Source organism: Streptomyces sp. NPDC036815 (genome assembly GCF_055609205.1).
Genome location: NZ_JBVJPW010000003.1, coordinates 125,403 through 144,271 on the forward strand (window position 1 = coordinate 125,403; position 18,869 = coordinate 144,271).

The 18,869-nt window shown below is 67.8% G+C and carries 20 protein-coding genes; 3 read left to right on the forward strand and 17 right to left on the reverse strand.

Features of this window, described 5'->3' with window-relative positions:
* Nucleotides 1–82: 82 nt before the first annotated feature.
* A complete protein-coding gene (locus tag ACZ69I_RS09305; RefSeq protein WP_470831194.1) occupies nucleotides 83–526 on the reverse strand; it encodes a lamin tail domain-containing protein in 444 nt (147 codons plus the stop codon).
* 495 nt (nucleotides 527–1,021) lie between these two features.
* Here ACZ69I_RS09305 and ACZ69I_RS09310 point away from each other — a divergent pair, with 495 nt between their 5' ends.
* Entirely contained in the window at nucleotides 1,022–1,420 is a 399-nt protein-coding gene (locus tag ACZ69I_RS09310) for a peptidylprolyl isomerase (RefSeq protein ID WP_470831195.1), read from the forward strand.
* 9 nt (nucleotides 1,421–1,429) lie between these two features.
* Here ACZ69I_RS09310 and ACZ69I_RS09315 read toward each other — a convergent pair whose 3' ends face one another.
* The 6 genes from ACZ69I_RS09315 to ACZ69I_RS09340 all read right to left on the reverse strand — a co-directional run bounded on the left by ACZ69I_RS09315 (nucleotide 1,430) and on the right by ACZ69I_RS09340 (nucleotide 5,745).
* The gene (locus ACZ69I_RS09315) at nucleotides 1,430–1,609 is read right to left on the reverse strand and encodes a hypothetical protein (RefSeq protein ID WP_470831196.1); all 180 of its coding nucleotides are present in this window, start codon (nucleotides 1,607–1,609) and stop codon (nucleotides 1,430–1,432) included.
* 147 nt (nucleotides 1,610–1,756) lie between these two features.
* The gene (locus ACZ69I_RS09320; RefSeq protein ID WP_470831197.1) at nucleotides 1,757–2,383 is read right to left on the reverse strand and encodes a DinB family protein; all 627 of its coding nucleotides are present in this window, start codon (nucleotides 2,381–2,383) and stop codon (nucleotides 1,757–1,759) included.
* Nucleotides 2,380–3,249, reverse strand: a complete 870-nt coding sequence (locus tag ACZ69I_RS09325) for a hypothetical protein (protein ID WP_470831198.1) — start codon at nucleotides 3,247–3,249, stop codon at nucleotides 2,380–2,382. The genes ACZ69I_RS09320 and ACZ69I_RS09325 overlap by 4 nt, the downstream gene beginning before the upstream one ends.
* 1,039 nt (nucleotides 3,250–4,288) lie before the next feature.
* Nucleotides 4,289–4,735, reverse strand: a complete 447-nt coding sequence (locus ACZ69I_RS09330) for a DUF2267 domain-containing protein (RefSeq protein ID WP_467678043.1) — start codon at nucleotides 4,733–4,735, stop codon at nucleotides 4,289–4,291.
* A gap of 82 nt (nucleotides 4,736–4,817) precedes the next feature.
* Nucleotides 4,818–5,213 (reverse strand): DUF2267 domain-containing protein, encoded by a 396-nt coding sequence (locus tag ACZ69I_RS09335; RefSeq protein ID WP_470831199.1) that lies wholly within the window; start codon nucleotides 5,211–5,213, stop codon nucleotides 4,818–4,820.
* 100 nt (nucleotides 5,214–5,313) lie between these two features.
* Nucleotides 5,314–5,745, reverse strand: a complete 432-nt coding sequence (locus ACZ69I_RS09340; RefSeq protein ID WP_470831201.1) for an Hsp20/alpha crystallin family protein — start codon at nucleotides 5,743–5,745, stop codon at nucleotides 5,314–5,316.
* A 127-nt stretch (nucleotides 5,746–5,872) separates the two neighbouring features.
* Between ACZ69I_RS09340 and ACZ69I_RS09345 the strand changes: the two genes are divergently transcribed.
* On the forward strand, nucleotides 5,873–6,502 hold the full coding sequence (locus tag ACZ69I_RS09345; RefSeq protein WP_470831202.1) for a type III effector protein: 630 nt from the start codon (nucleotides 5,873–5,875) through the stop codon (nucleotides 6,500–6,502).
* A 329-nt stretch (nucleotides 6,503–6,831) separates the two neighbouring features.
* On the opposite strand, the gene ACZ69I_RS09350 is transcribed toward ACZ69I_RS09345, so the two are convergent.
* From ACZ69I_RS09350 to ACZ69I_RS09365, 4 genes are all read right to left on the reverse strand, one after another.
* Nucleotides 6,832–7,758 carry a hypothetical protein gene (locus tag ACZ69I_RS09350; protein ID WP_470831203.1) on the reverse strand — a complete coding sequence of 309 codons (927 nt, stop codon included), beginning with the start codon at nucleotides 7,756–7,758 and terminating at the stop codon, nucleotides 6,832–6,834.
* A 1,040-nt stretch (nucleotides 7,759–8,798) separates the two neighbouring features.
* Nucleotides 8,799–9,005 carry a hypothetical protein gene (locus ACZ69I_RS09355; protein ID WP_470831204.1) on the reverse strand — a complete coding sequence of 69 codons (207 nt, stop codon included), beginning with the start codon at nucleotides 9,003–9,005 and terminating at the stop codon, nucleotides 8,799–8,801.
* A gap of 4 nt (nucleotides 9,006–9,009) precedes the next feature.
* Nucleotides 9,010–9,825 (reverse strand): SDR family NAD(P)-dependent oxidoreductase, encoded by an 816-nt coding sequence (locus ACZ69I_RS09360; protein WP_470831206.1) that lies wholly within the window; start codon nucleotides 9,823–9,825, stop codon nucleotides 9,010–9,012.
* 126 nt (nucleotides 9,826–9,951) lie between these two features.
* Nucleotides 9,952–10,344 (reverse strand): SMI1/KNR4 family protein, encoded by a 393-nt coding sequence (locus tag ACZ69I_RS09365; protein WP_467678031.1) that lies wholly within the window; start codon nucleotides 10,342–10,344, stop codon nucleotides 9,952–9,954.
* A gap of 174 nt (nucleotides 10,345–10,518) precedes the next feature.
* On the opposite strand from ACZ69I_RS09365, the gene ACZ69I_RS09370 reads away from it, so the two are divergent.
* Nucleotides 10,519–10,926 (forward strand): hypothetical protein, encoded by a 408-nt coding sequence (locus ACZ69I_RS09370; protein WP_470831207.1) that lies wholly within the window; start codon nucleotides 10,519–10,521, stop codon nucleotides 10,924–10,926.
* 74 nt (nucleotides 10,927–11,000) lie between these two features.
* Here ACZ69I_RS09370 and ACZ69I_RS09375 read toward each other — a convergent pair whose 3' ends face one another.
* From ACZ69I_RS09375 to ACZ69I_RS09400, 6 genes are all read right to left on the reverse strand, one after another.
* Entirely contained in the window at nucleotides 11,001–11,963 is a 963-nt protein-coding gene (locus tag ACZ69I_RS09375) for a cation diffusion facilitator family transporter (RefSeq protein WP_467678206.1), read from the reverse strand.
* 219 nt (nucleotides 11,964–12,182) lie between these two features.
* Nucleotides 12,183–13,865 (reverse strand): ABC transporter family substrate-binding protein, encoded by a 1,683-nt coding sequence (locus ACZ69I_RS09380; RefSeq protein WP_470831209.1) that lies wholly within the window; start codon nucleotides 13,863–13,865, stop codon nucleotides 12,183–12,185.
* A gap of 69 nt (nucleotides 13,866–13,934) precedes the next feature.
* Entirely contained in the window at nucleotides 13,935–16,121 is a 2,187-nt protein-coding gene (locus ACZ69I_RS09385; RefSeq protein WP_470831211.1) for a dipeptide ABC transporter ATP-binding protein, read from the reverse strand.
* A complete protein-coding gene (locus ACZ69I_RS09390) occupies nucleotides 16,118–17,017 on the reverse strand; it encodes an ABC transporter permease (protein WP_470831213.1) in 900 nt (299 codons plus the stop codon). The genes ACZ69I_RS09385 and ACZ69I_RS09390 overlap by 4 nt, the downstream gene beginning before the upstream one ends.
* 1 nt (nucleotide 17,018) lies before the next feature.
* Nucleotides 17,019–17,960: an ABC transporter permease gene (locus ACZ69I_RS09395; protein WP_470831214.1), complete on the reverse strand. Its 942-nt coding sequence runs from the start codon at nucleotides 17,958–17,960 to the stop codon at nucleotides 17,019–17,021.
* A 432-nt stretch (nucleotides 17,961–18,392) separates the two neighbouring features.
* A complete protein-coding gene (locus ACZ69I_RS09400; protein WP_467678021.1) occupies nucleotides 18,393–18,848 on the reverse strand; it encodes a peptidase inhibitor family I36 protein in 456 nt (151 codons plus the stop codon).
* Nucleotides 18,849–18,869: the final 21 nt, after the last annotated feature.

Below are 18,869 nucleotides of genomic sequence, written 5' to 3' on the forward strand. Positions count from 1 at the left end.
TGAAGCCGACCGGCGCAGAACACTCACCGTGCCGAGCGAGTCGGCCTCCCGAGACAGGTAGCCGGCTCAGCACCGGGCATGGTCAGCGGCGGTGGTGGTGGTGTCCGCCGCGGCCCCAGGTCTCGGTGTCCACGGTGCGATGGCGGTCGTTGCGCAGGATGGCCTTGTCGGCGTGGTTGTCCCACATGTAGTCACGCCGATCCTGGTAGAGGTGGGCGCTCATGTCGCGGCCCATGCCGGTGTGGACCCGAATCGTGTCCCGGCCTGCCAGGCGGACGTCGCGGAAGCGGTAGCGGAGGCCGTCGTCGTCGCGCAGCGTCCAGCCCCGCAGATTGACTGCGTGGCGGGTGTGGTTGGTGATCTCGACCCATTCGGCGTTCAGCGACCGGTTGCTGTGGTCGTCGCGTCCGGGGCTGTCGGCCTGCACGCCGGTGATCTCCACCTGCGGATGGCGGTGATGGTCCCGGTCGGCCGCGGTGGCCGGCAGGGCGATGACGGAGACCACGGTTCCGGCGGCCATAGCCATGACAGCGATACGACGGGCAGTCGAAGAAGCAGACATGAGTGATGTCCCCTCAAGAGCGGTGCCTCACCGGTTTGTACCTGCCGGTGAGTGCGCGGTGCGAGTTCCCGGTCCGGTGTGGGCCGAGAACCCAAACTGTGAAGCTTCGGTGAGGACGACGGCAGGCCGGCCGCCACCAGTTACCAATCAGGGACATTTCCGTAACCCTCGCCTGTACGCCCCATTCATTCCTTTGCGGGTGAGATCAGGCATTCGGTGCGAAGTACACGCACCCGCTGGCGGATCACCAGCAAGCGGTTGCAGAGTTGATGTCGCAGACGGCAGCATCGCTCCGGCGCGCCACCCGGACGGGTGACAGCCCTTCGTAACGACCGTTCTGCACGATTCTTCGAACAGGGAACGTTGTGTGGGTGAAACGTTCTATATCCACTGTCCGCGGTGTGGAGCTGACGGCGCGGCGATACGTCCTGCGGCACGTGTCCGTCGCCCAGGCGGGTGGTGGCCACCCCTCTGGGGGCGAACGCGGCTCGCCAGGCGTGGCGGGCGCGCTTTGATCATAGGACCGACATCACATCGGTAGTATTCGACGTACGTTTACTCGAAAGGACGCAACACATGGCTAGGGCTACCGCGCGACACATCCTCGTCTCCTCCGAGGACAAGGCAAACGAGCTCAAGAATCAGATCCACGGGGGAGCTGATTTCGCCGAGCTCGCCAGGTCCAACTCCACCTGCCCCTCCGCAAAGCAGGGCGGCGACCTCGGCTCGTTCGGCCCGGGCCAGATGGTGCCCGAGTTCGACAAGGTCGTCTTCTCAGCCCCCGTCAACGAGGTCCAGGGGCCGGTGAAGACCCAGTTCGGTTATCACCTCCTTGAGGTGACCAGCCGCCAGGACTAAGAGGGTTTCTCACCTGGCGAGTTGCGCGAGCATCTCGTAGCAGGTCGCGGCGGCGGCCAGGCCGCGGAAGGCTTGGAAGTGAGAGCCGTTTCGTTCGTATCGCACGGTGAGGCTGCGGTAGCCGCAGAGCCGGGCGATCGACCGTTCGCTCTTCCAGCGGTCCTGGCCGAGGCGTTCGCCGGAGCCCATGTTGCCTGGCCGCGCGATGTGCGCGACGAGCCCGCGCTCGCGCGGCCGGGCCAGGCCAGGACAGACCAGGTGTTCGGCAGGAGAAGTACGCCTGTCCTCACGGCGTTTGACGGGTCTGCGCTGCCGTGGCGACCGCCGAGGGCCTGACTACCCTTCCCTCGCGTAAGACGGCCTCTGCGCCTTGTTTGCAGCGGCTGACCTCGCGGCCGCCCGCTCGATCTTCGCGCACAAGGCCGCACGGGCTTCCTCGTCGACCTGCTGCTCGTACTCGGGGCGCACCCCGGTCCGGCCGTCGAGGCCCTCGCGCAGGATGTCGGCGTGCCCGGCATGCCGGTTGGACTCGCCGAGGACGTGGACCATGACGGCGAACAGGTTCGTGTTGGGATAGGGCTCCCGCCACCACGGCACGTGCCCGGGGGCATCGAGGGGGAGCTCGTTGATCGTCGCGTCCGAATGTTCCCACGTGCGCCGGTAGAACCCGACGATCTGATCGCGGGTCTCGTGCTCGGCCGCCCACATATCGCTTCCGTTGGAATGGTCCTGCCACCGGGGCAGCGGTTCCGGGGAAGGGCGGTCGAAGACCTCGCCTAGGTACCTGGCCTCGACGTTGGCCACGTGTTTGACCAGACCGAGGAGGTTGGTCCCGGTCGCTGTCAACGGTCGGCGGGCGTCGTACTCGGACAATCCATCGAGTTTCCAGAGCAGCGCCGCGCGGTCCCGCCGCAGTCTCCCGTGCAGACTGTCCTTCGCGAACTTCGCGAACTCATCGATCATGCGGCATGAGCCTGCCACGGATTGCTCACGGTCTCAAGATCCCGTTCATTGCCCGCAACGACGGGCAGAGCCGATGCCTGGCCATCTGCGCCGGAAGTAGTCCCCGACCTGATTTCAATGCGTACGTCGTCGCTGTCCTTGATGACGTACGTCGAGTTCTCCCGCTTCCATCCGGTAGGCAGCAGGTAGTACCGATGGTCGCGCTCGATCAGCAGTCGGAGGTTGGTGTAGCGATAGCGGAAGTGCGTGCCTTCCCCCAGGTCCGTGACCCGAGGTCCTGGTGGGGCAAAGTTCAACCGCTCAGTACTCAGGAGAATCACACTGACTCGGCGAACCAACTGGTGTGCGTCTCGGTGAGCATCCTTGCGGCCCAGGTCCGCAGCCACCAGGGCCGCTATCCAGGTCAGGCAGAGACCAGCGATCATGAGCGACGCGGCGAACCTCCACACCGGTTCGCGCGCTTGGCCCGCAGGAGCCGCCGAGCGCATGCGGCCCAGCACTACACCGGTCGCCACGAGTAGAGGTGCCACCCACGCGAAGGGCTGAATCCAGGACCACAACACCATGAACAATGCTCCGTCGGCAACGAATACATAATGGGCCTTCGCCGTGCTACGCCCCAACTCCGCTGCCTTGCCCATGTACCGTTCGGGAACCCGTAGATAACGCAAGAGGCGCGGGACGGCCGGTAGTAGTAGCGCCACGGTCAGGATTTCGAAGACGGGCATAGTGGCGAGCCGGAGGCTGCGGATCACCAGTTCGTCGGGGCTCAACCCCATGGCGAAGTTGTCGAGATGGAAATACCCGTAATACGCGTTGGTGTAGATGTAGCCGGTGTACAACATCAGTACGCCGATGAACGCCACGCTACCCACAGCAGAGTTGAAGAGTTCCAGGTTCGGACCGCCGTCTCCTGCCGCAGTCGTCCCTGGCGGATGCCTGACGCGGGTAGGGCGTACGCGAACACCGGCGATCGTGGAGCGGCCGGTGCGGCGGTGCCGTGGCAGTCTGTTCGACTCTCGCGAGGGGGCAGGAAATCCGCCTGGCCGCCTGTTACGGGGGGTGTTCACTCCGCTAGCTATCGGGGCTGTCGCGATGCTGACTGCCTGGCGGCGCCGAACACGTGGCACCGGGCGGTGGCGTCAGCGAGCAAGGGTTGGGCGGCGGAGTCGACGGCGGATCTCCGACGAGACCGGGGTCGGTGGTGTCGAACGAGCCGGGGTCCTGCGGCTCCGGCTCCAAGGACGGGATGCCGGGATCGCCATTTCCGCCGTTGCCGTACGGGGTAGCAGTGGGCCCGAGCGTCGGCACGGCACCGTCGCTTTCCTGGCCGGCAGAGGGGATGTCCTCGTGCCCGCCTGAAGGGCCTTCCGATGCACCTCTGCCGACACCCGGCTTGCCTGCTGTGTACTGCTCGGCGGGAGTGCCAGCTCGACTGGCCTCACCAGGAGTTCCTCCCCCGGGCGCGTCGGTCCCACGCACTGAGGCGACGCCGGTTGAGGGCCCGCCGGGCGGCTCGTCCGAGAACCGGCACGCGGTGAAACCCAAACTTGTAATCGTCGCGAAGGCGAGTGCAGCACCGACCGTCGCCATCTGAGATCCCTGCATCCGTGCCCCTGGCGCCCGCTGGCTCATCATGATGTGCCACCAGAGGTTCCCACCGCAGGCAGGAGGCGTGGACCTGTTGAGCCCGAAGTACGAAGGATGACGCAGGAGAGAGCTACGTTCCGCTGCTTACCGGCGCCCCTCAAGGGCGGAACCGCTGGTTCCGGCGATCGGTCGCGCCCTCTTGCCCACGAGATTGCTCCTGGATCTGTCCAAGGGCGCGGGCCGGCCGCGGCAGCTACCGCTCCGGCCCGCCCCTCGGGTCACTCGTGGAGGAAGAACCGACAGGAGACGCTCAGGTTATGCGGCTCGGTTGATGAGTTCCGCCTGGCCGAACAGCAGGGCGTAGCCGGTGGGGAGTTGGTGGAGGATGCGGGTCATGAGATCGGGGCCCGCGTAGGCGGCGACGGCGGCGAAGACGGAGCCGGTGTCCCAGCGGGTGGTGGCCAGGGAGGCGCCGGTACGGGCGGCGAGGTCCTTCACGAAGGCCCAGCCGGTCAGCTGCTGCGTGGCGGGGATCTGCGTGGTCAGGACGCGAGCGGCCTCGAAAGGCAGGGCGCCGGCCAGTGCGACGCGCTCGTCTCCGGTCAGCTGGCGTCCGAGTCCTGCGAGGACCAGGCGGACGGCTTCGTCGGCGCGCTCGCGGGTGGGGTACGCACCCTCGTAGCGGACCTTCTCCAGCATTTGCTGATATGCCGTCCCGTACGGCTGCTGGTGCTCAAGCGGTGCGCGTACGTCGGTGATCACTGCGGTGCATGCCTTTCGTGGAGCCGGGATGGGGCGGTGCCGGTGTGCGGCACCGCGGCATGGGTCATGGACATGGGTCAGGTCAGGTGGGCTGGGGGCGGCCGAAGAGCAGGTCGTAGCCCGCGGGAAGCTGGAGCAGGATCTGGCCCAGCAAGTCCTCCCCGACCGCGTCGGCGACCGTGGACAGGACGGCGCTGACATCCCACGTCGCGGTCTGCTCGGTGGCGCCCTCGATCCACGCTGCGGTCGCGCGGACGAACCGCTCCGGTGACAGGGGCTCGGCGCTCTGCAGCGGGTTGAGCAGGATCAGGGCGAAGCCCTCCGGCAGGCGTGCCGCGAGCTGGGCGCGGACATCTCCGACCAGGTGTGCGCCGAGCAGGGCGAGCACCACGCGGGCCGCACGCTCGGCTTCCTCGGCAGTGCCGTATTCACCGCGTTCCTTCACCTGGTCGAGGAACGCTTCGCGTCGCAAGGTCATCTCAGCCGCCACCCCTTCATTCCGTGGGAATGCCCGAGGGGTGCGGAGGCGGGGTGAGGGGGAGATCAGGTGCCCGTCCTCCGCACCCGTCCGGCCGGTGTCAGCCGGAGATCTCCTTGCGGCCGGAGCCGACGCCGATGGAGATCTTGCGGGGCTTGGCGCGCTCGGCGATCGGGATGCGCAGGGTGAGCACTCCGGCGTCGTAGTCAGCCTGGATGTGCTCGGTGTCGAGGCTGTCGGCGAGCACGATCTGGCGGGAGAAGACGCCCAGCGGCCGCTCGGACAGTTCCATCTTGACGCCCTCGGACTTCGCCGCCGGCCGCCGCTCGGCCTTGACGGTGAGCATGTTCCGTTCGACGTCGATGTCGATCGCGTCGGCGCTGACACCCGGGAGGTCGAAGACCACCACGTACTCGTCGCCCTCGCGATAGGCGTCCATCGCCATCGCCGACGGCTTCGACCAGGTGCCCGGGCCCATCAGCTGCTGCGTCAGCCGGTCCAGCTCACGGAAGGGGTCGGTGCGCATCAACATCGTGAAAACACCTCCAGAAGTTCGGGCAGTTGCTGCCAATGCGCTTCACTGACTCTGTTGTAGCATGTCATCCAATGGATGACAAACACGGTGTCGTCTACCTGATGACAACGAGATGGAGGTGCCCGTGACCGCAGCCGAACAGCCGACCCCTGCCGGCACCGATGCCCACAGCCCGGCTTCGTTCCTCGCCGCCGCGGCGGCCCTCGATGCCATAAACGACGCCCTGCGGACCGCCCGGCACACGGCCGCCGACGCCCCTGGCTCCGAGCCGGGCCCGGAAGAGGCCCTGGCCTCCCTCACGCTGCTGCGGCAGGTCCGCGAACAGCTCGCCGGATGGGAGACCGGGCTGATCGACACGGCCCGCGACGCGGGTGCCAGCTGGGCCGACCTCGCCCCTCCCCTGGGCGTCGCCAGCCGCCAGGCCGCCGAACGCCGCTACCTGCGCAACCGCCCCGGCCCCACCGGGACCACCGGCGAACAGCGCGTCCAGGCCACCCGCCAGGCCCGGGCCGCCGAGCGCACCACCGCCACCTGGGCCCGCCGTAACGCGGCCGATCTGCGCCGCCTCGCCGGTCAGATCACCGCGCTCACCGACCTGCCCAGCGAAGCCCGCAGCCCGCTCCGCGAACTCCACGCGGCACTGGCGCACGACGACCCCGCCGAACTCATCACTCCCCTGACCGCCGCCCGCCCCCACCTGACCGCCGCCCACCCTGATCTCGCAGCTCGGCTCGACGCCCTCACATCCCCTTAGTACGCACCTCTGACACCCGCTGCTTCGGAGAACTCAAACCTGTCGTGGCCGCCCCTGTTTAGTCCGCTGACACTTCACACGTGTCACAGACGCCAGGCCGCCTGACCGCGCAGGGCATGTAGGCATTCCGGGAGGGGCTTCCCGCAGTTCACACCTCCAGCGGACCCGGCGAAGTCGTCCATGCGCCGCTCACGCCATGCGCAGCCTCGTCACTGAGCATCGGTTGTACGACGCTCAGTGACGAGGGCGGTCAGGCCGAGGCCGTCACACCCTGAGACCGCATCAGGTGTCCTTGCGCAGGGATCGTGCGGGACCCCTGGCGGGGTAGATCACGGTGTTCCGTTGGCCCCGCTCGCGCACGGGCTGCCGGAGCCGAAGGTGCCACCGCTCCCGCCAGTGCCGCCGTGGTAGAGGATGCCCCCTGTGGCATTGCCGCCGGCGCCGCCGATCCCGCAGACGCCGTCGCTGCTGGCGCCCGACTTGGCGCCGCCGTTGCCGCCTGTGCCGCCCTTGCCGCCGAAGTTGTTGATACCTCCGAAGCTCACGCCACCGGCCCCGCCGATGCCCGCGGCACCGCCCGGGTAGGCCCCCCCGAAGCTGCCGTTGCCACCGTTGCCGGCCTGACCGCCCTTGCCGCCATTACCTGCGCCGTTGATGCCACCGGCGCCGCCGTTGCCGCCCCCACCACCACCGTGGCCAGTGCCGCCGTTACCCGCATTGCCGCCCGCACCACCGTCCGATCCTCCAGCGCCACCGAGGCCGCCACGACCGCCAACTCCGGCGTCGGCGCCGGAGTTGCCGCCGGAGCCACCGATACCGCCCGCACCGGCGTGGGTGCCCATGCCGCCGGCGCCGCCTGCACCGCCCGCACCGTTCAGACCGCCGGTAGCACCGGTACCCCCGTCGCCGCCGGCAGCGCCGTTGGGTCCGGCGTTGCCGCCGATAGCGCCCGCTCCGCCGGAACCGCCGCCGAGGCCCGCGCCACCGTTGCCGCCCGTACCACCAACCCCGCCCAGGACCCCGTTGCCGCCAGAACCTCCCGCACCGCCGGCGCAGTTCCCGGTTCCGGTCGCGGGGCCACCCGCGGTGCCGGGGAAGCCGTTGGGGTGGATGGCGGTGCCGTTGGCACCAGCGATGCCAGCAGTACCAGCGGTGCAGGCGAGAGCGGAAGCGCCGGCCGGAGAGCCGGCGAAGAGTGTCGCGCCGGCGAAGAGTGCGGGCAGGGCGAGAAGGGCTGTGGTCTGCTTCCTGTTCATGACGAGGTTTCCTCTGGATCGGGTGAAGCGGGCTTGCGGAGGCGCTGCAGCAGGCCGGTGCGAAACCGACCAGGAATAGTCGGTTGCCTGCGACTTTCCTGCCGCGCAGCACCGAGGAGCCGGTTAAATTCTGGCCCACTTCCATAAGACACGCAGATTCTGATATTTGCGGTAAATGGGGAGTGTAATATTCATCGACATTTACCCGAGGGGGAAGCCCTCTATTTGCAGTACGCAAACTCATCGAAAATAAGCGTTCGGCTGGAACTCGATGATGCGACCATGAGGCTCCGCCTCCTCTGGAATTTCTGGATCCGTGGCCGCTGGCTGGGGGTTCCGCAAGGTCAAGAGGATGAATGACCTTCGGCTACCTGGTGCCGCGGTGTGGTGAGCCCGCCGATACAGAGCCTGGAGGAGTTAACACTGGCTGGCGCAACGCCATTACATCGGCTCCACAAGTTCCCTTTTCTGTATCCGAGGTTGCCGAATCAAGAAATCTTCAGCATTTGAGCCAATCGTAGTCAGGCGAGATTTGCAGGTCTCACGCTCCAAGGTCCGGAGGTCTTGCCAGGTACGCCGCTCGTCGAAAATGACGTTCGAGCAGGCGCTGAGCCAGCGAGCCTTTTCCAACCTCTCGGTGTCGACCGCAAGTTGGACACTCCTGCGCAACGACGAAGCTCCTGGTAGACGGGTTCTCGACCAAGATCACTCGTATCCGCCAGGAACTTCGCGTGCTCGTCCACCCGTCCTCGAGTGATCTGTCCAGCCGCGCCCTGCGGTTCCTGACCGGACACCTGGCCTCCTGGCGGAAGGCAATCGGGACCCGACGGCGGCGACTGCCGGTCGGCCGTCAGCCGCTTCTGGCCCCGGCTCACCTGCGGTGCGGCGACACCTACGCCCAGCTCGCCGCCGGGCTCAGCAACGCAATCGCGGCCGTGTTCCGCTGCATCCCCGAGGGGGTCGAGGTGCGTGGTGGCTCATCGTCACCATCCCGACCCCGCGCACCCGTGGATGCGGGGAGTCACCGACTGTCACTCGCCCTACGCGGCGGTGCCCTTGAACCGGGCGTCGAGCTGATCCAAGAAGCCGGGCACATGCTCGTTGACCGGTGCGTACCCGCCCTTGTGACCCTGCGCCTTGAGCACGCCGGGCATTTCTGTCTCGGCGGCGTTGGTGATGTCGTCGAGACCGCCCTGCGGAGCGGTCCTGTCCCACCCTGGCCCTACGTGGCCCGAGACCCGCCCCAATTCGCTACCGGTTCGAGGCGCGCGGCTCGATTCGGTAGTCGAAGGCTGCGCCCCCGACGCCGACCGTGGTCACGCCGCCGTCGACGGTCAGGACGGCTCCGTTGACGTAGGACGCGGCGGGTGAGAGGAGCCAGTCGATCGCCTCGGCGACCTCCTCCGGATCACCCGGCCGACCGGCGGGGGTCAACCGGTTCGCCTCCTCGTAGGCCGCCTCGGCGCCGCCCGACAGTCCCGCCTCCGCCGCGAACCGTGCCATCCGCTGGTCGGCCATCTCCGTACGTACCCAGCCCGGGCACACCGCGTTGGCCCGCAGCCCCTGCGGGCCGTAGTCGACGGCCAGGGAGCGGCAAAGATGAAGCAGGGCCGCCTTGGACGTCGCATAGGCGGCGTTGCCGACGCTGTTGCGGAGCGCGGCGACCGAGGCGACCGCGACCACCGCGCCGCGGGCCGCCAGCAGATGCGGCAGTGCGGCCTGCAGCAGCAGGAACGGGCCGGTGAGATTGGTCCGGATCAGCTCCTCCCAGTCCTCGACCGAGGTGTCTCCGATGGCGCCGCCCCGCCCGATTCCGGCGTTGAGCACCACGCCGTCGAGCCTCCCGTAGGCCTGCACCGCCGTCTGGACGAGCTCGCGCACGGCCTCGGGATCGGAGACGTCGGAAGGGTGCGCCAGCGCCCCGGTCTCCTCGGCCACTCTGCTCAGCGGCTCAGGCCGCCGTCCGGAGATCACTACCTGGTGTCCCGCCGCGCGCAGCAGCCGCGCGGTGGCAGCCCCGATTCCCGTTCCCCCACCCGTCACCAGGACAACACGCTGCTCCGCCATGCTCGTTCGCCTCCGAAGATGGTCAACTTCCGGTTCCCCGCACCGCGAGCATACGAAGCGCCGACATCAGCGGTGCCGACCGGGTGGATCTTGGCTGAACCATGTTCGCCTTCGCCGTCCGGGCGATCAAAGTTCGGCGTCGTCCCACTTCCACCCGGTTTGGGGGAATTCTTCAAGGAAGGCTTCGAGCGAAGGCGCCTGATGGATGGCGGATGACCAGTCTTGTGCGGATATGTCGAGCAGGACCAGGGCTGGCGGGTCTTGCCGGAAGTCGTAGGTGAGCATCTCGCGGCCTCCGTCCCCACCAATGACAAGGCTTCCGGGGAATCGCTCCTGGAACTCTCCGGCCTCGTTGACCCCGATGAGTTCCGCAATCCCGTTGATCATCAGGAAGTCGTCGGCCGGGAGGACGAACTGACTCATGCTGCCTCGCGTCATCAGGAAGTCCCGGTAGTCCTGGGGAAGCTGGACTCCAAAGTGCCCTTCAACCTGCGTGATCCGGTCTTCGTTCGAGCTCATGACGCTGTTCTATCAAGGCAGCGTCCTGGCGAGCGGCGGGCCCCCGGACAGCGATCAGGAAGCGGGAAGCCGAGGGTCGCACTTCGGAAACCAGGGCCCGTGCGGTCTTTCCGCAGCCTCGTGGTGCTGCCACGCTTGCACCCCGCCTCACGTCGGCAGTCGAGGTAGTGTGCGATGCATCCTGATCTTGGATCACTATGGACAGCGGCCGGAGTGGTCTCCGGCTTCCAGGTCACCGGATTTGCTCTACGGATCAACAGAGAGATCGATGTCAGCGGCGAGGGCGACATCACGTGGCTGCCTCCCGCAGACATCCTCAACTTGCTCTCGATCGCCGTGACGATGCTCGGCGTGTTCATCGCACCCGTTCTTGACATCGGCAGCGCAACCGTCCCAGTGAAAGCGTTCGGTCTCTCCGTCCTCCTGCTCGCCGGGTATCCATTCGCACTCGCAGGCCACTACGACATGTTCAACCCACGAACGCATCGCTCAGGGACGTATTGCCCGAGGCAGGAACGGATCGCCCTGGCCGTCGTCGGTGTCTCGGCTCTCGCCTATACGGCTCTTGCTGCACTCCGCTAGGGGTGCCGGACAAGGAAGAAGTGACGATCTGCCGCCTCACTCGCTTTCCCCTCGTCGGTTAGACCGTCAGACCGTCAGGCCGTCAGGTCCGGTGCCACCTCGGCACCCCGCACGGGCGGTGCCTCCGTGACATCGAGAAACACCTGGTCGGCCTGTGGCCAGCGTTCGGCCATCTCCGACTTGATGCGCTCCATGACGAGTTCCACGACCTCGCTGTCCCGGCCGGGCGCGAGGTCGATGCGGGCGGCGACGAGCGTGGAGTCCATGCCGAGCCGCATCGTGAGCAGGCTCGCCACGCGGTCGATCTCGGGCTGCTCGGCGAGGAAATGGGCTATCTCGTCGCGCAGTTCGGGGTCGACGGCCTCGCCGATCAGCTGCTCCCTGGTTTCTTTGCCCAGGTGGTACGCCACCGCGATGAGCAGCAGCCCGATCGCCATGGAGGCGGCCGCCTCGTAGACGACCTCACCGGTCGCCATGTGCAGACCCATGCCGATCATGGCGAGGGTCACGCCGAGGACGGCGGTGCCGTCCTCGGCGATGACGGTGCGCAGGGCCGGGTCGGAGCCGATGCCGCCCTCCTGCCCCCGCACCTGCCACAGCGCGCGGACCAGGGAGCCTCCCTCGGCGAGGAAGGCGATCCCGAGTACGACGAGACCGATGAGGTAGCCGGTCGTGGTTTCCGAACTTTCCGAGCGCAGCGCCTCGATGCCCTGGAAGATCGAGAAGCAGCCACCGGTGACGAAAATGCCGACTGCGGCGAGCAGCGACCAGAAGTAGCGTTCCTTGCCGTAGCCGAAGGGGTGCTGGGCGTCGGCCGGTTTTCGGCTGCGTCGCAGCGCGGCCAGCAGAAAGACCTCGTTCAGGCTGTCCGCGATCGAGTGGGCCGCCTCGGAGAGCAGCGCGGGTGAGGCCGCGAACAGTCCGCCCGCCATCTTGGCCACGGCGATGACCAGGTTCGCGGCGAGCGCCACCCAGACGGTGGTCTTCGTCTCCTGGTCCTTCGACGGCTTGTCCCTCGCGGTCTGCTCGCTCGGCATCCGTTCGGCCGACGCTGAGGTGCTCGGCACTTGCTCGGTCGACGGCTTGGTGCTCATCTGGCCTCTCAGATCTGGGGACTCAAAGGTGCTTGCAGGGGGCCGGCACCCCGTTCGAGTACCCCGGGGGCGAGGCTCCAGGCGTGCAGGAGTCGTCGTTCCGGACAGGGAGCGAGAGCGCGGCCCAGCGGTCAAGCAGCCCGGGCGACCCGGCCGGGCCGGCTACCTCTCCCAGCCCACCGTCTCCGGCAGGGGGTTGTAGAAGATGGTCGCGCCCACGTTCGCCAGCCCCTTCTTGACGCTGTACGTCGAGGGGCCGCTGAACAACGGGAGCTTGGCGTACTCCCGGAGGGTTTCCTTCTCGACCTTGTTCACCGCCACCGTCTGCCGGTCCAGGTCGGCGATCTCCGTCGTGGCGCGGATCTTCTTGTCCAGCGCAGGGGATCCCGCCCCCGTGATGTTGGATTCACGGTCCGAGCAGTACGTCTCGCACAGATAGCGGACCCCGAAGGGATTCATGGAGCGGTTGCCCGAGAGGAACAGGTCGAACTTGCGCTCGTTGATGATGTTGGAGAAGTCCGCGTCGTCCGCCTTCTTGATGACGAGGCGCACGCCGACCGGCTTCAGCATCGCGGCCAGGGCACCGGCGGTGGCCTTGCCCAGCGGGTCGTCGCCGAGGAGCGTGTATCCGACCTCGAGCTTCTTGCCGCCCTTCTCCCGGATCCCGTTGCTCCCGGGCTTCCAGCCCGCCGCGTCGAGTTCCTTCTTCGCCTGGTCGGGCCCGTACTTCAGGACCGCCGAGACGTTGTCCTCGTACCCCTTCTGGAAGCTGTAGAGCACTGCCGAGCCGGGCAGTGGCTCCTTGTAGTCCAGGCCCTGGAACTGGATCTTGGCGATCTGGGTGCGGTCGATGCTCTCCTGGATCGCCTTGCGCACCGCCTTGTCGCCGAGGACCGACGACTTGATGTTGAAGTTCAGCGAGTACTCGAACGGGCTGCCGCCGCTTCGGATCTCGGTGCCCTTGAGCCCCTTCACCTGCTTGAGGCTCTCGGCGTCGACCGCGGAGACGTAGTCGAGCTGACCGTTCTTGAAGGCGTTGACCGCCGCGGTCGACTCGAGGTTCACGTAGACGCGCTTGTCGAGCTTGCCCTTCCTGCCCCACCACTTCGGGTTGCGTACGAAGGTGATGTTGCCCGAGTGGGTGTCCCACTTTCCGACCGTGTATGGGCCCGCGCCCCACTCGGGGTGGGCCTTCTTCACGTACGCCTTGTTGAAGTTGTCGACCGTCGCCGCCTTCGGATGCAGGAACGTGGTGAACAGGCTCGGCCAGGCCGCGTTGACGCCCTTGAAGGTGATGACGGCCTGCTTGTCGTCCTTCCCCCGCGCGACGTCGGTGATCCGGTCGTAGCCGTCCGTGGACGACGCCGCGTAATCCTTGTCGGAACCGTTGTTGGCCTTCCAGGTGGCTTTGATCGCGGTCCAGTCGATCGGCGTTCCGTCGTTGAAGACGGCCTTCTTGTTGATCGTCAGGACGACCTTCTGGTTGCCGCCCTTGACGGAGACCTTCACATCGCTGAAGTAGTCCGGGTTGTACTGCACTTCGCCGGTCGGCGAGAAGGTGATCGCGTTGGCGTTGTACCAGGCCCAGACCCGGGCCGCCGTGAGAGTGCTGTTGACGTTGAAGTAGTTGCCCTGTTCGTCGAACGTCCCGGCCGTCGTGTAGGTCCCGCCGTCCTTGACCTTGTCGTACGGCGTCGGGTTGTAGTCGGCGGCTCCGGAGGCGGAGGTCGGGGTGTTCTTCGCGTTCGACCCCGCGGTGCCGTCACTGGATGAGGACTGGCAGGCGGTGGCGGTGACGGAGATGGCCGCTATGAGGGCGACGGGCAGGGCCAGTCTTGCGCGCATGAGGGAGAGTCCTTGAGTTGGTGTTGAGGGTGTGGCTCTGTTGAGCGGGAGTTGGGTGTCTGTCGCCGGTTACGCGGCGTGGCAGGCGTATTCGTGGCCTTGCCGGTCCGGCACCGGCCTGGGAGCGGGGCGTTCCGTGCGGCAGCGCTCCCGGACGTGGTCGTCGGCGAGGCGGTACAAGGGGCACCGGTCGATGAACACGCACCCGCGCGGCAGGTTCGTGGCGCGCGGCTGCTCGCCCTCCAGGACGATCCGTTCGCGGGCGCGTTCGCGCTCCGGGTCGGGTACGGGGATCGCCGAGAGCAGTGCCTTGGTGTACGGGTGTTTCGGGTCGGAGAAGAGTGTCTCCGTGTCACCGGTCTCGACGATGTGCCCGAGGTACATCACGGCGGTGCGGTCGCAGATGTAGCGGACGACGGCGAGGTCGTGCGCGACCATGAGATAGGCGAGTCCCAGTTCGCGCTTGAGCCGGCCGAGCAGGTTGATCACACCGGCCTGTACCGATACGTCCAGGGCGGAGAGCGGCTCGTCGAGGGCGAGCAGTTTCGGGTCCGTCGCCAGCGCGCGGGCGATGCCGACGCGTTGGCGCTGGCCTCCCGAGAGCGCGGTAGGGAAGCGGTCGCTCACCGAGGGGTCGAGGCCGACGAGCGTCAGCAGTTCGTGGACGCGGGAGCGGATCGCGGCGCGGTCGCGGCCGACGGCCCGCAGCGGCTCGGCGAGTAGCTGATGGACGGGAAGGCGCGGGTCCAGGGCGCCCAGCGGGTCCTGCATCACGATCTGCACGTCGTGCCGCAGGGTGCGCCCGCGCCCGCCGGAACCGGCCCGTGTGTCGTGGGTGTCCGTGGTGCCAACTGCGGTACGCGGGTGCGCACTTGTCCTCGCCGCCCCGATCTCCCGCCCGGCGACCTCGATCCGGCCGCTCTCCGGCCGTCCGAGCCGCAGGACTTCCAGCAGCGTCGTCGTCTTGCCGCTGCCCGACTCCCCCACCAGGCCCAGTGTCTCTCCGGCACGGAGCTCGAAGCTGACCCCGTTGACCGCGTGCAGTGTGCCGACCCGGCGTTTGATGAACGCGCCCTTGGTGACGGGGAAGGTCTTGACGAGGTTCTCGACGCGCAGCACCACGTCGCCGCCCTCGGCACGCCCCGTGCCCGGCTCCCGGTCGAGGGGGGTGACACCTTCGGCAGGGGTGACGCCTTCGACGGGCGTGACACCTGCGGCGGGATCCAGCGTGCCCGCGGCTATCTCGGCCGCGCGAAGGCAGGCGACGTCCCCGTGTCCCGACACGTGGCGCAGTTCCGGTTCTTCGGAGCCGCACGCGTCGAGTGCGACGGCGCACCGGCTCGCGAAGGGGCAGCCGGCCGGCAGGTCCGTCAGGGCCGGTGGCTCTCCGCCGATCGGGACGAGGGGGCGGCGGACCCCGCCGTCCACGGTCGGCACGGCGGCGAGGAGGCGTGCGGTGTACGGCATCGTCGGCCTGCGGAACAGCGTGTGCACGTCCGTCTTCTCCACGAGGCGGCCCGCGTACATGACGGCGACGTCGTCCGCGTGACCGGCCACGACGCCGAGGTCGTGGGTGATCAGGACGAGCCCGGCGCCGGTCTCCCGCTGCGCGAGGCGCAGTACGTCGAGGATCTGCGCCTGCACGGTGACGTCGAGCGCGGTGGTGGGTTCGTCGGCCACCAGCACCCTCGGCCGGTTGGCGATCGCCAGGGCGATGACCACGCGCTGGCGCATGCCGCCGGAGAACTCGTGGGGGAAGGCCGAGGCACGGCCCCGGGGGTCGGGGATGCCGACGAGGTCGAGCAGTTCGACGGCCTGCTCCCAGGCCGCCTTCTTGGACAGGTCCTGGTGGACCCGCAGCGCCTCGACGAGCAGCCTGCCCACGGAGAAGATGGGGGTGAGCGCAGACAGCGGGTCCTGGAAGACCATGCCGATGGCTTTGCCCCGTACCCGCGACAGTGCCCGGTCGTCGAGGCCGATCAGGTCCTGATCGCCGAGCAGGACCTGACCGCGCAGGTCGGCGGTGGGCGGCAGGAGACCCATGATGCCCATCGCGGTGGCCGACTTGCCGGAGCCGGACTCGCCGACGATGCCGAGGGTCCGGCCCGGCAGCAGGTCGAAGCTGACGCCACGCACCGCTTCGACGGGTCCGGCCTCCGAGGGGAAGGAGACCCGCAGGTCCCGTACGGAGAGCACGGGCGTGCTCTCGGCGGGGGAAGCCGGGCGGTCACGCAGGGGGCTGGTGAGTGTCGTCATCGTCGGCCTCCTGCCGCGCCGGTCACTGAGGCGGGGTCAAGGGCGTCGCGCAGCCCGTCGCCGATGAAGGTCATCGACACGGTGAGCAGGACGACGAGGCCGGCCGGGAAGGCGAAGAGCCAGGGCGCGCTGGTGACCGTGGTCGCCCCGTCGGCGAGCATCGTGCCGAGGGAGACGTCCGGGGTCTGGACACCGAATCCGAGGAACGACAGCGCGGTTTCGCTGAGTACGGTCGCGACGACGCCGAGCGTCAGGTTGACGATGAGCAGGGAACCGAGGTTGGGAATGATGTGGCGCAGGACGATGCGCAGCGGGCGGACGCCCATGAACTCCGCCGCCTTCACGTAGTCCCGTTCGCGCAGCGAAGTGGAGACGGACCAGACGACCCGGGCGGTGGACATCCAGCCGAACACGGTCAGCACGAGGATGAGCGCACGCCAGTCACCCGCCAGGCGGTTGGAGACCAGCGCGAGGATGAGGAACGAGGGGACGATCAGCAGGAAGTGGATGACGGCGAGCGTCAGCCTCTCCACCCGGCCGCCGAAATAGGCGGCGCTGGAGCCGATGACCGCCGCGACGACGATCGTCAGTACGGACACACTTACGGCGATCACCAGCGACCGCCGCAGACCGTGCACCGCACTGGCGTAGATGTCGTTGCCGCCCTGGTTGGTGCCGAACCAGTGCACGTCGCTCGGCGGCTGGGTGAGGGCGGTGAAGTCGGCGTCGGTGTGGGTGTACGACGTGAACAGGCCGCCGAAGACGCTGAACAGCACGAGCAGCGCGAAGATCGCGAGGCCGGCGACGGCGAGACGGTTGCGCAGGAAGCGTCGCAGGTAGAGCCGGCCGCGGCCGAGGTCTCTGCGCGGCTGGACGGTGTCGATTGCTGTCGCCATGTCAGCTCACCCGCACCCGAGGGTCGAGGAAGACCGTGGCGATGTCCGCGAGGATGGCGCCTATCGCGGTGAGCACGGCGGCGAAGGCGGCCGTCGCGACCGTGCCGTGCACGTCGTTCTTGCTGATGGTCTGGATGAAGTAGCGGCCCATGCCGTTCCAGCCGAAGATCGTCTCGGTGATGACGGCTCCGGTGAAGATGGCGGGCACGCTGAATGCCACGGAGGCCGCCGTCGGGATCAGTGCGGCGCGCAACGCGTGCCTGCGGATGGCCCGGCCACGGGTGAGGCCCGTGGCCTGGGCCGTGCGCACGAAGTCGGCGTTGATCGTGTCGAGCAGCAACGAACGCTGCGTCAGGTGGTAGCCCACGTAGCCCATCAGCGTCAGGGTGAGTGTCGGAAGGATCAGATGCAGGAGACGGTCGCCGATGGTCGGGAGCAGCCCCTCGACGTCGGGCGAGTTCTCCCCGGCGACGTAGAGGAAGTCGAGACCGGCGTGCTGGTTGAGCCAGATGGCCACGAAGACCACGGCGAGCGCCGCGACGGGTGCAGGGATGTTGAACACCGCGATGGACACCGCCTGGGAGACGCGGTCGGCCGGGCCGTACTGGCGAGCGGCGGTGTAGACGGCGAGCGCGACGCCGATCACGACGGACAGGACGGTCGCCGTGACGACCAACTCGGCGCTGACCAGCGCACGGTGGCCCAGCTCGCCATTGACGGAGACGCCGGTGGGTGACGAGCCCCAGTCGAAGTCGAGGGTCACTGAAGTGATCCAGTTCCACCACCGCTGCACCAGTGGCTGCCCGGGGTCGAGGTTGTACGGGGCCAGGGCCCGGGCGATCTGCTCCTCACTGCGGGCGGGGCGCAACTCCTTGAAGTTCGATCGCGGGTCCAGAAACCAACTGGCCAGGAAGTACGTCGCGTTGGTCGCAACGGCGATCATCAGGAGCCAGCCGCCTTACGCATCACATAGCGCACGGTGCGGACCGCCCCCTCACCACACACGTGGGACGCGCCGGGACGGCGCCGGAGGGACAGGTCGAGTACATGTGTGGTGGTGCCTTCTACGGGTGTGCGGGTACGGGACGTTGCCACGAAGGGGCGAATGTCAGCGTGGTCCGTTCCAGCTGGCCGAGCCAGGTTTTGGCGGGTTTCGCCATGAGGCCGCAATGTTGCCGTAGAGATCGCAATGTCGCCGAAGCAGAAAGATGATCTTCAGGGGGTGGTGGCAGGGTTTCGGTGGTGCGGTGGTGCGGTGGTGCGGTGGTTTGCACGCAACCGCCCCCGGCTCGCGAGGTGCGAGCCGGGGGCGGGATGGCGGACCAGCCAATGTGTCTCTACGTGTGGCTACATGTACTACGTGCGCTACATGTGCTTACGGGCAGTAGAACCGCAGGGAGGAGAGCCTGTCGTTGTTGTACGACTGGGAGGCCCCGAAGCCGTAGTCGGCCTTCCGGCCCCAGTTCCAGGACGGCGCTACATCCAGGTCGGACGGGTGGAGCTCGCCGTTCGGGTCGTCCCAGAACTCTATCTGGCACTGCGAGTTGTTCAGCCAGGAGGAGGTCTGGTTGTCAGCCAACTCGCCGTTCAGGAAATGCGTGTTCGTGAGTCTCACGATCTTCACGCCCCCGCCCGCGGCCGGGGGAGTCACGACGACCTTCGACCCCGTTCCGCCACCGTTCTGGTAGAGGCAGAGCGCCCACTGCGGACAGCCGTCGTAGGGGGCGTTCGCCGCGGAGGCGGGCGCCGCGGCGAAGAGCAACGCCGTCCCGGCGACTGCGCTCGCCGCCGCCACCGCAGCGGTCTTCAGCCTGAACGAGTTGAGAGTCATGGGAGTTCCACTTTCCAGTCG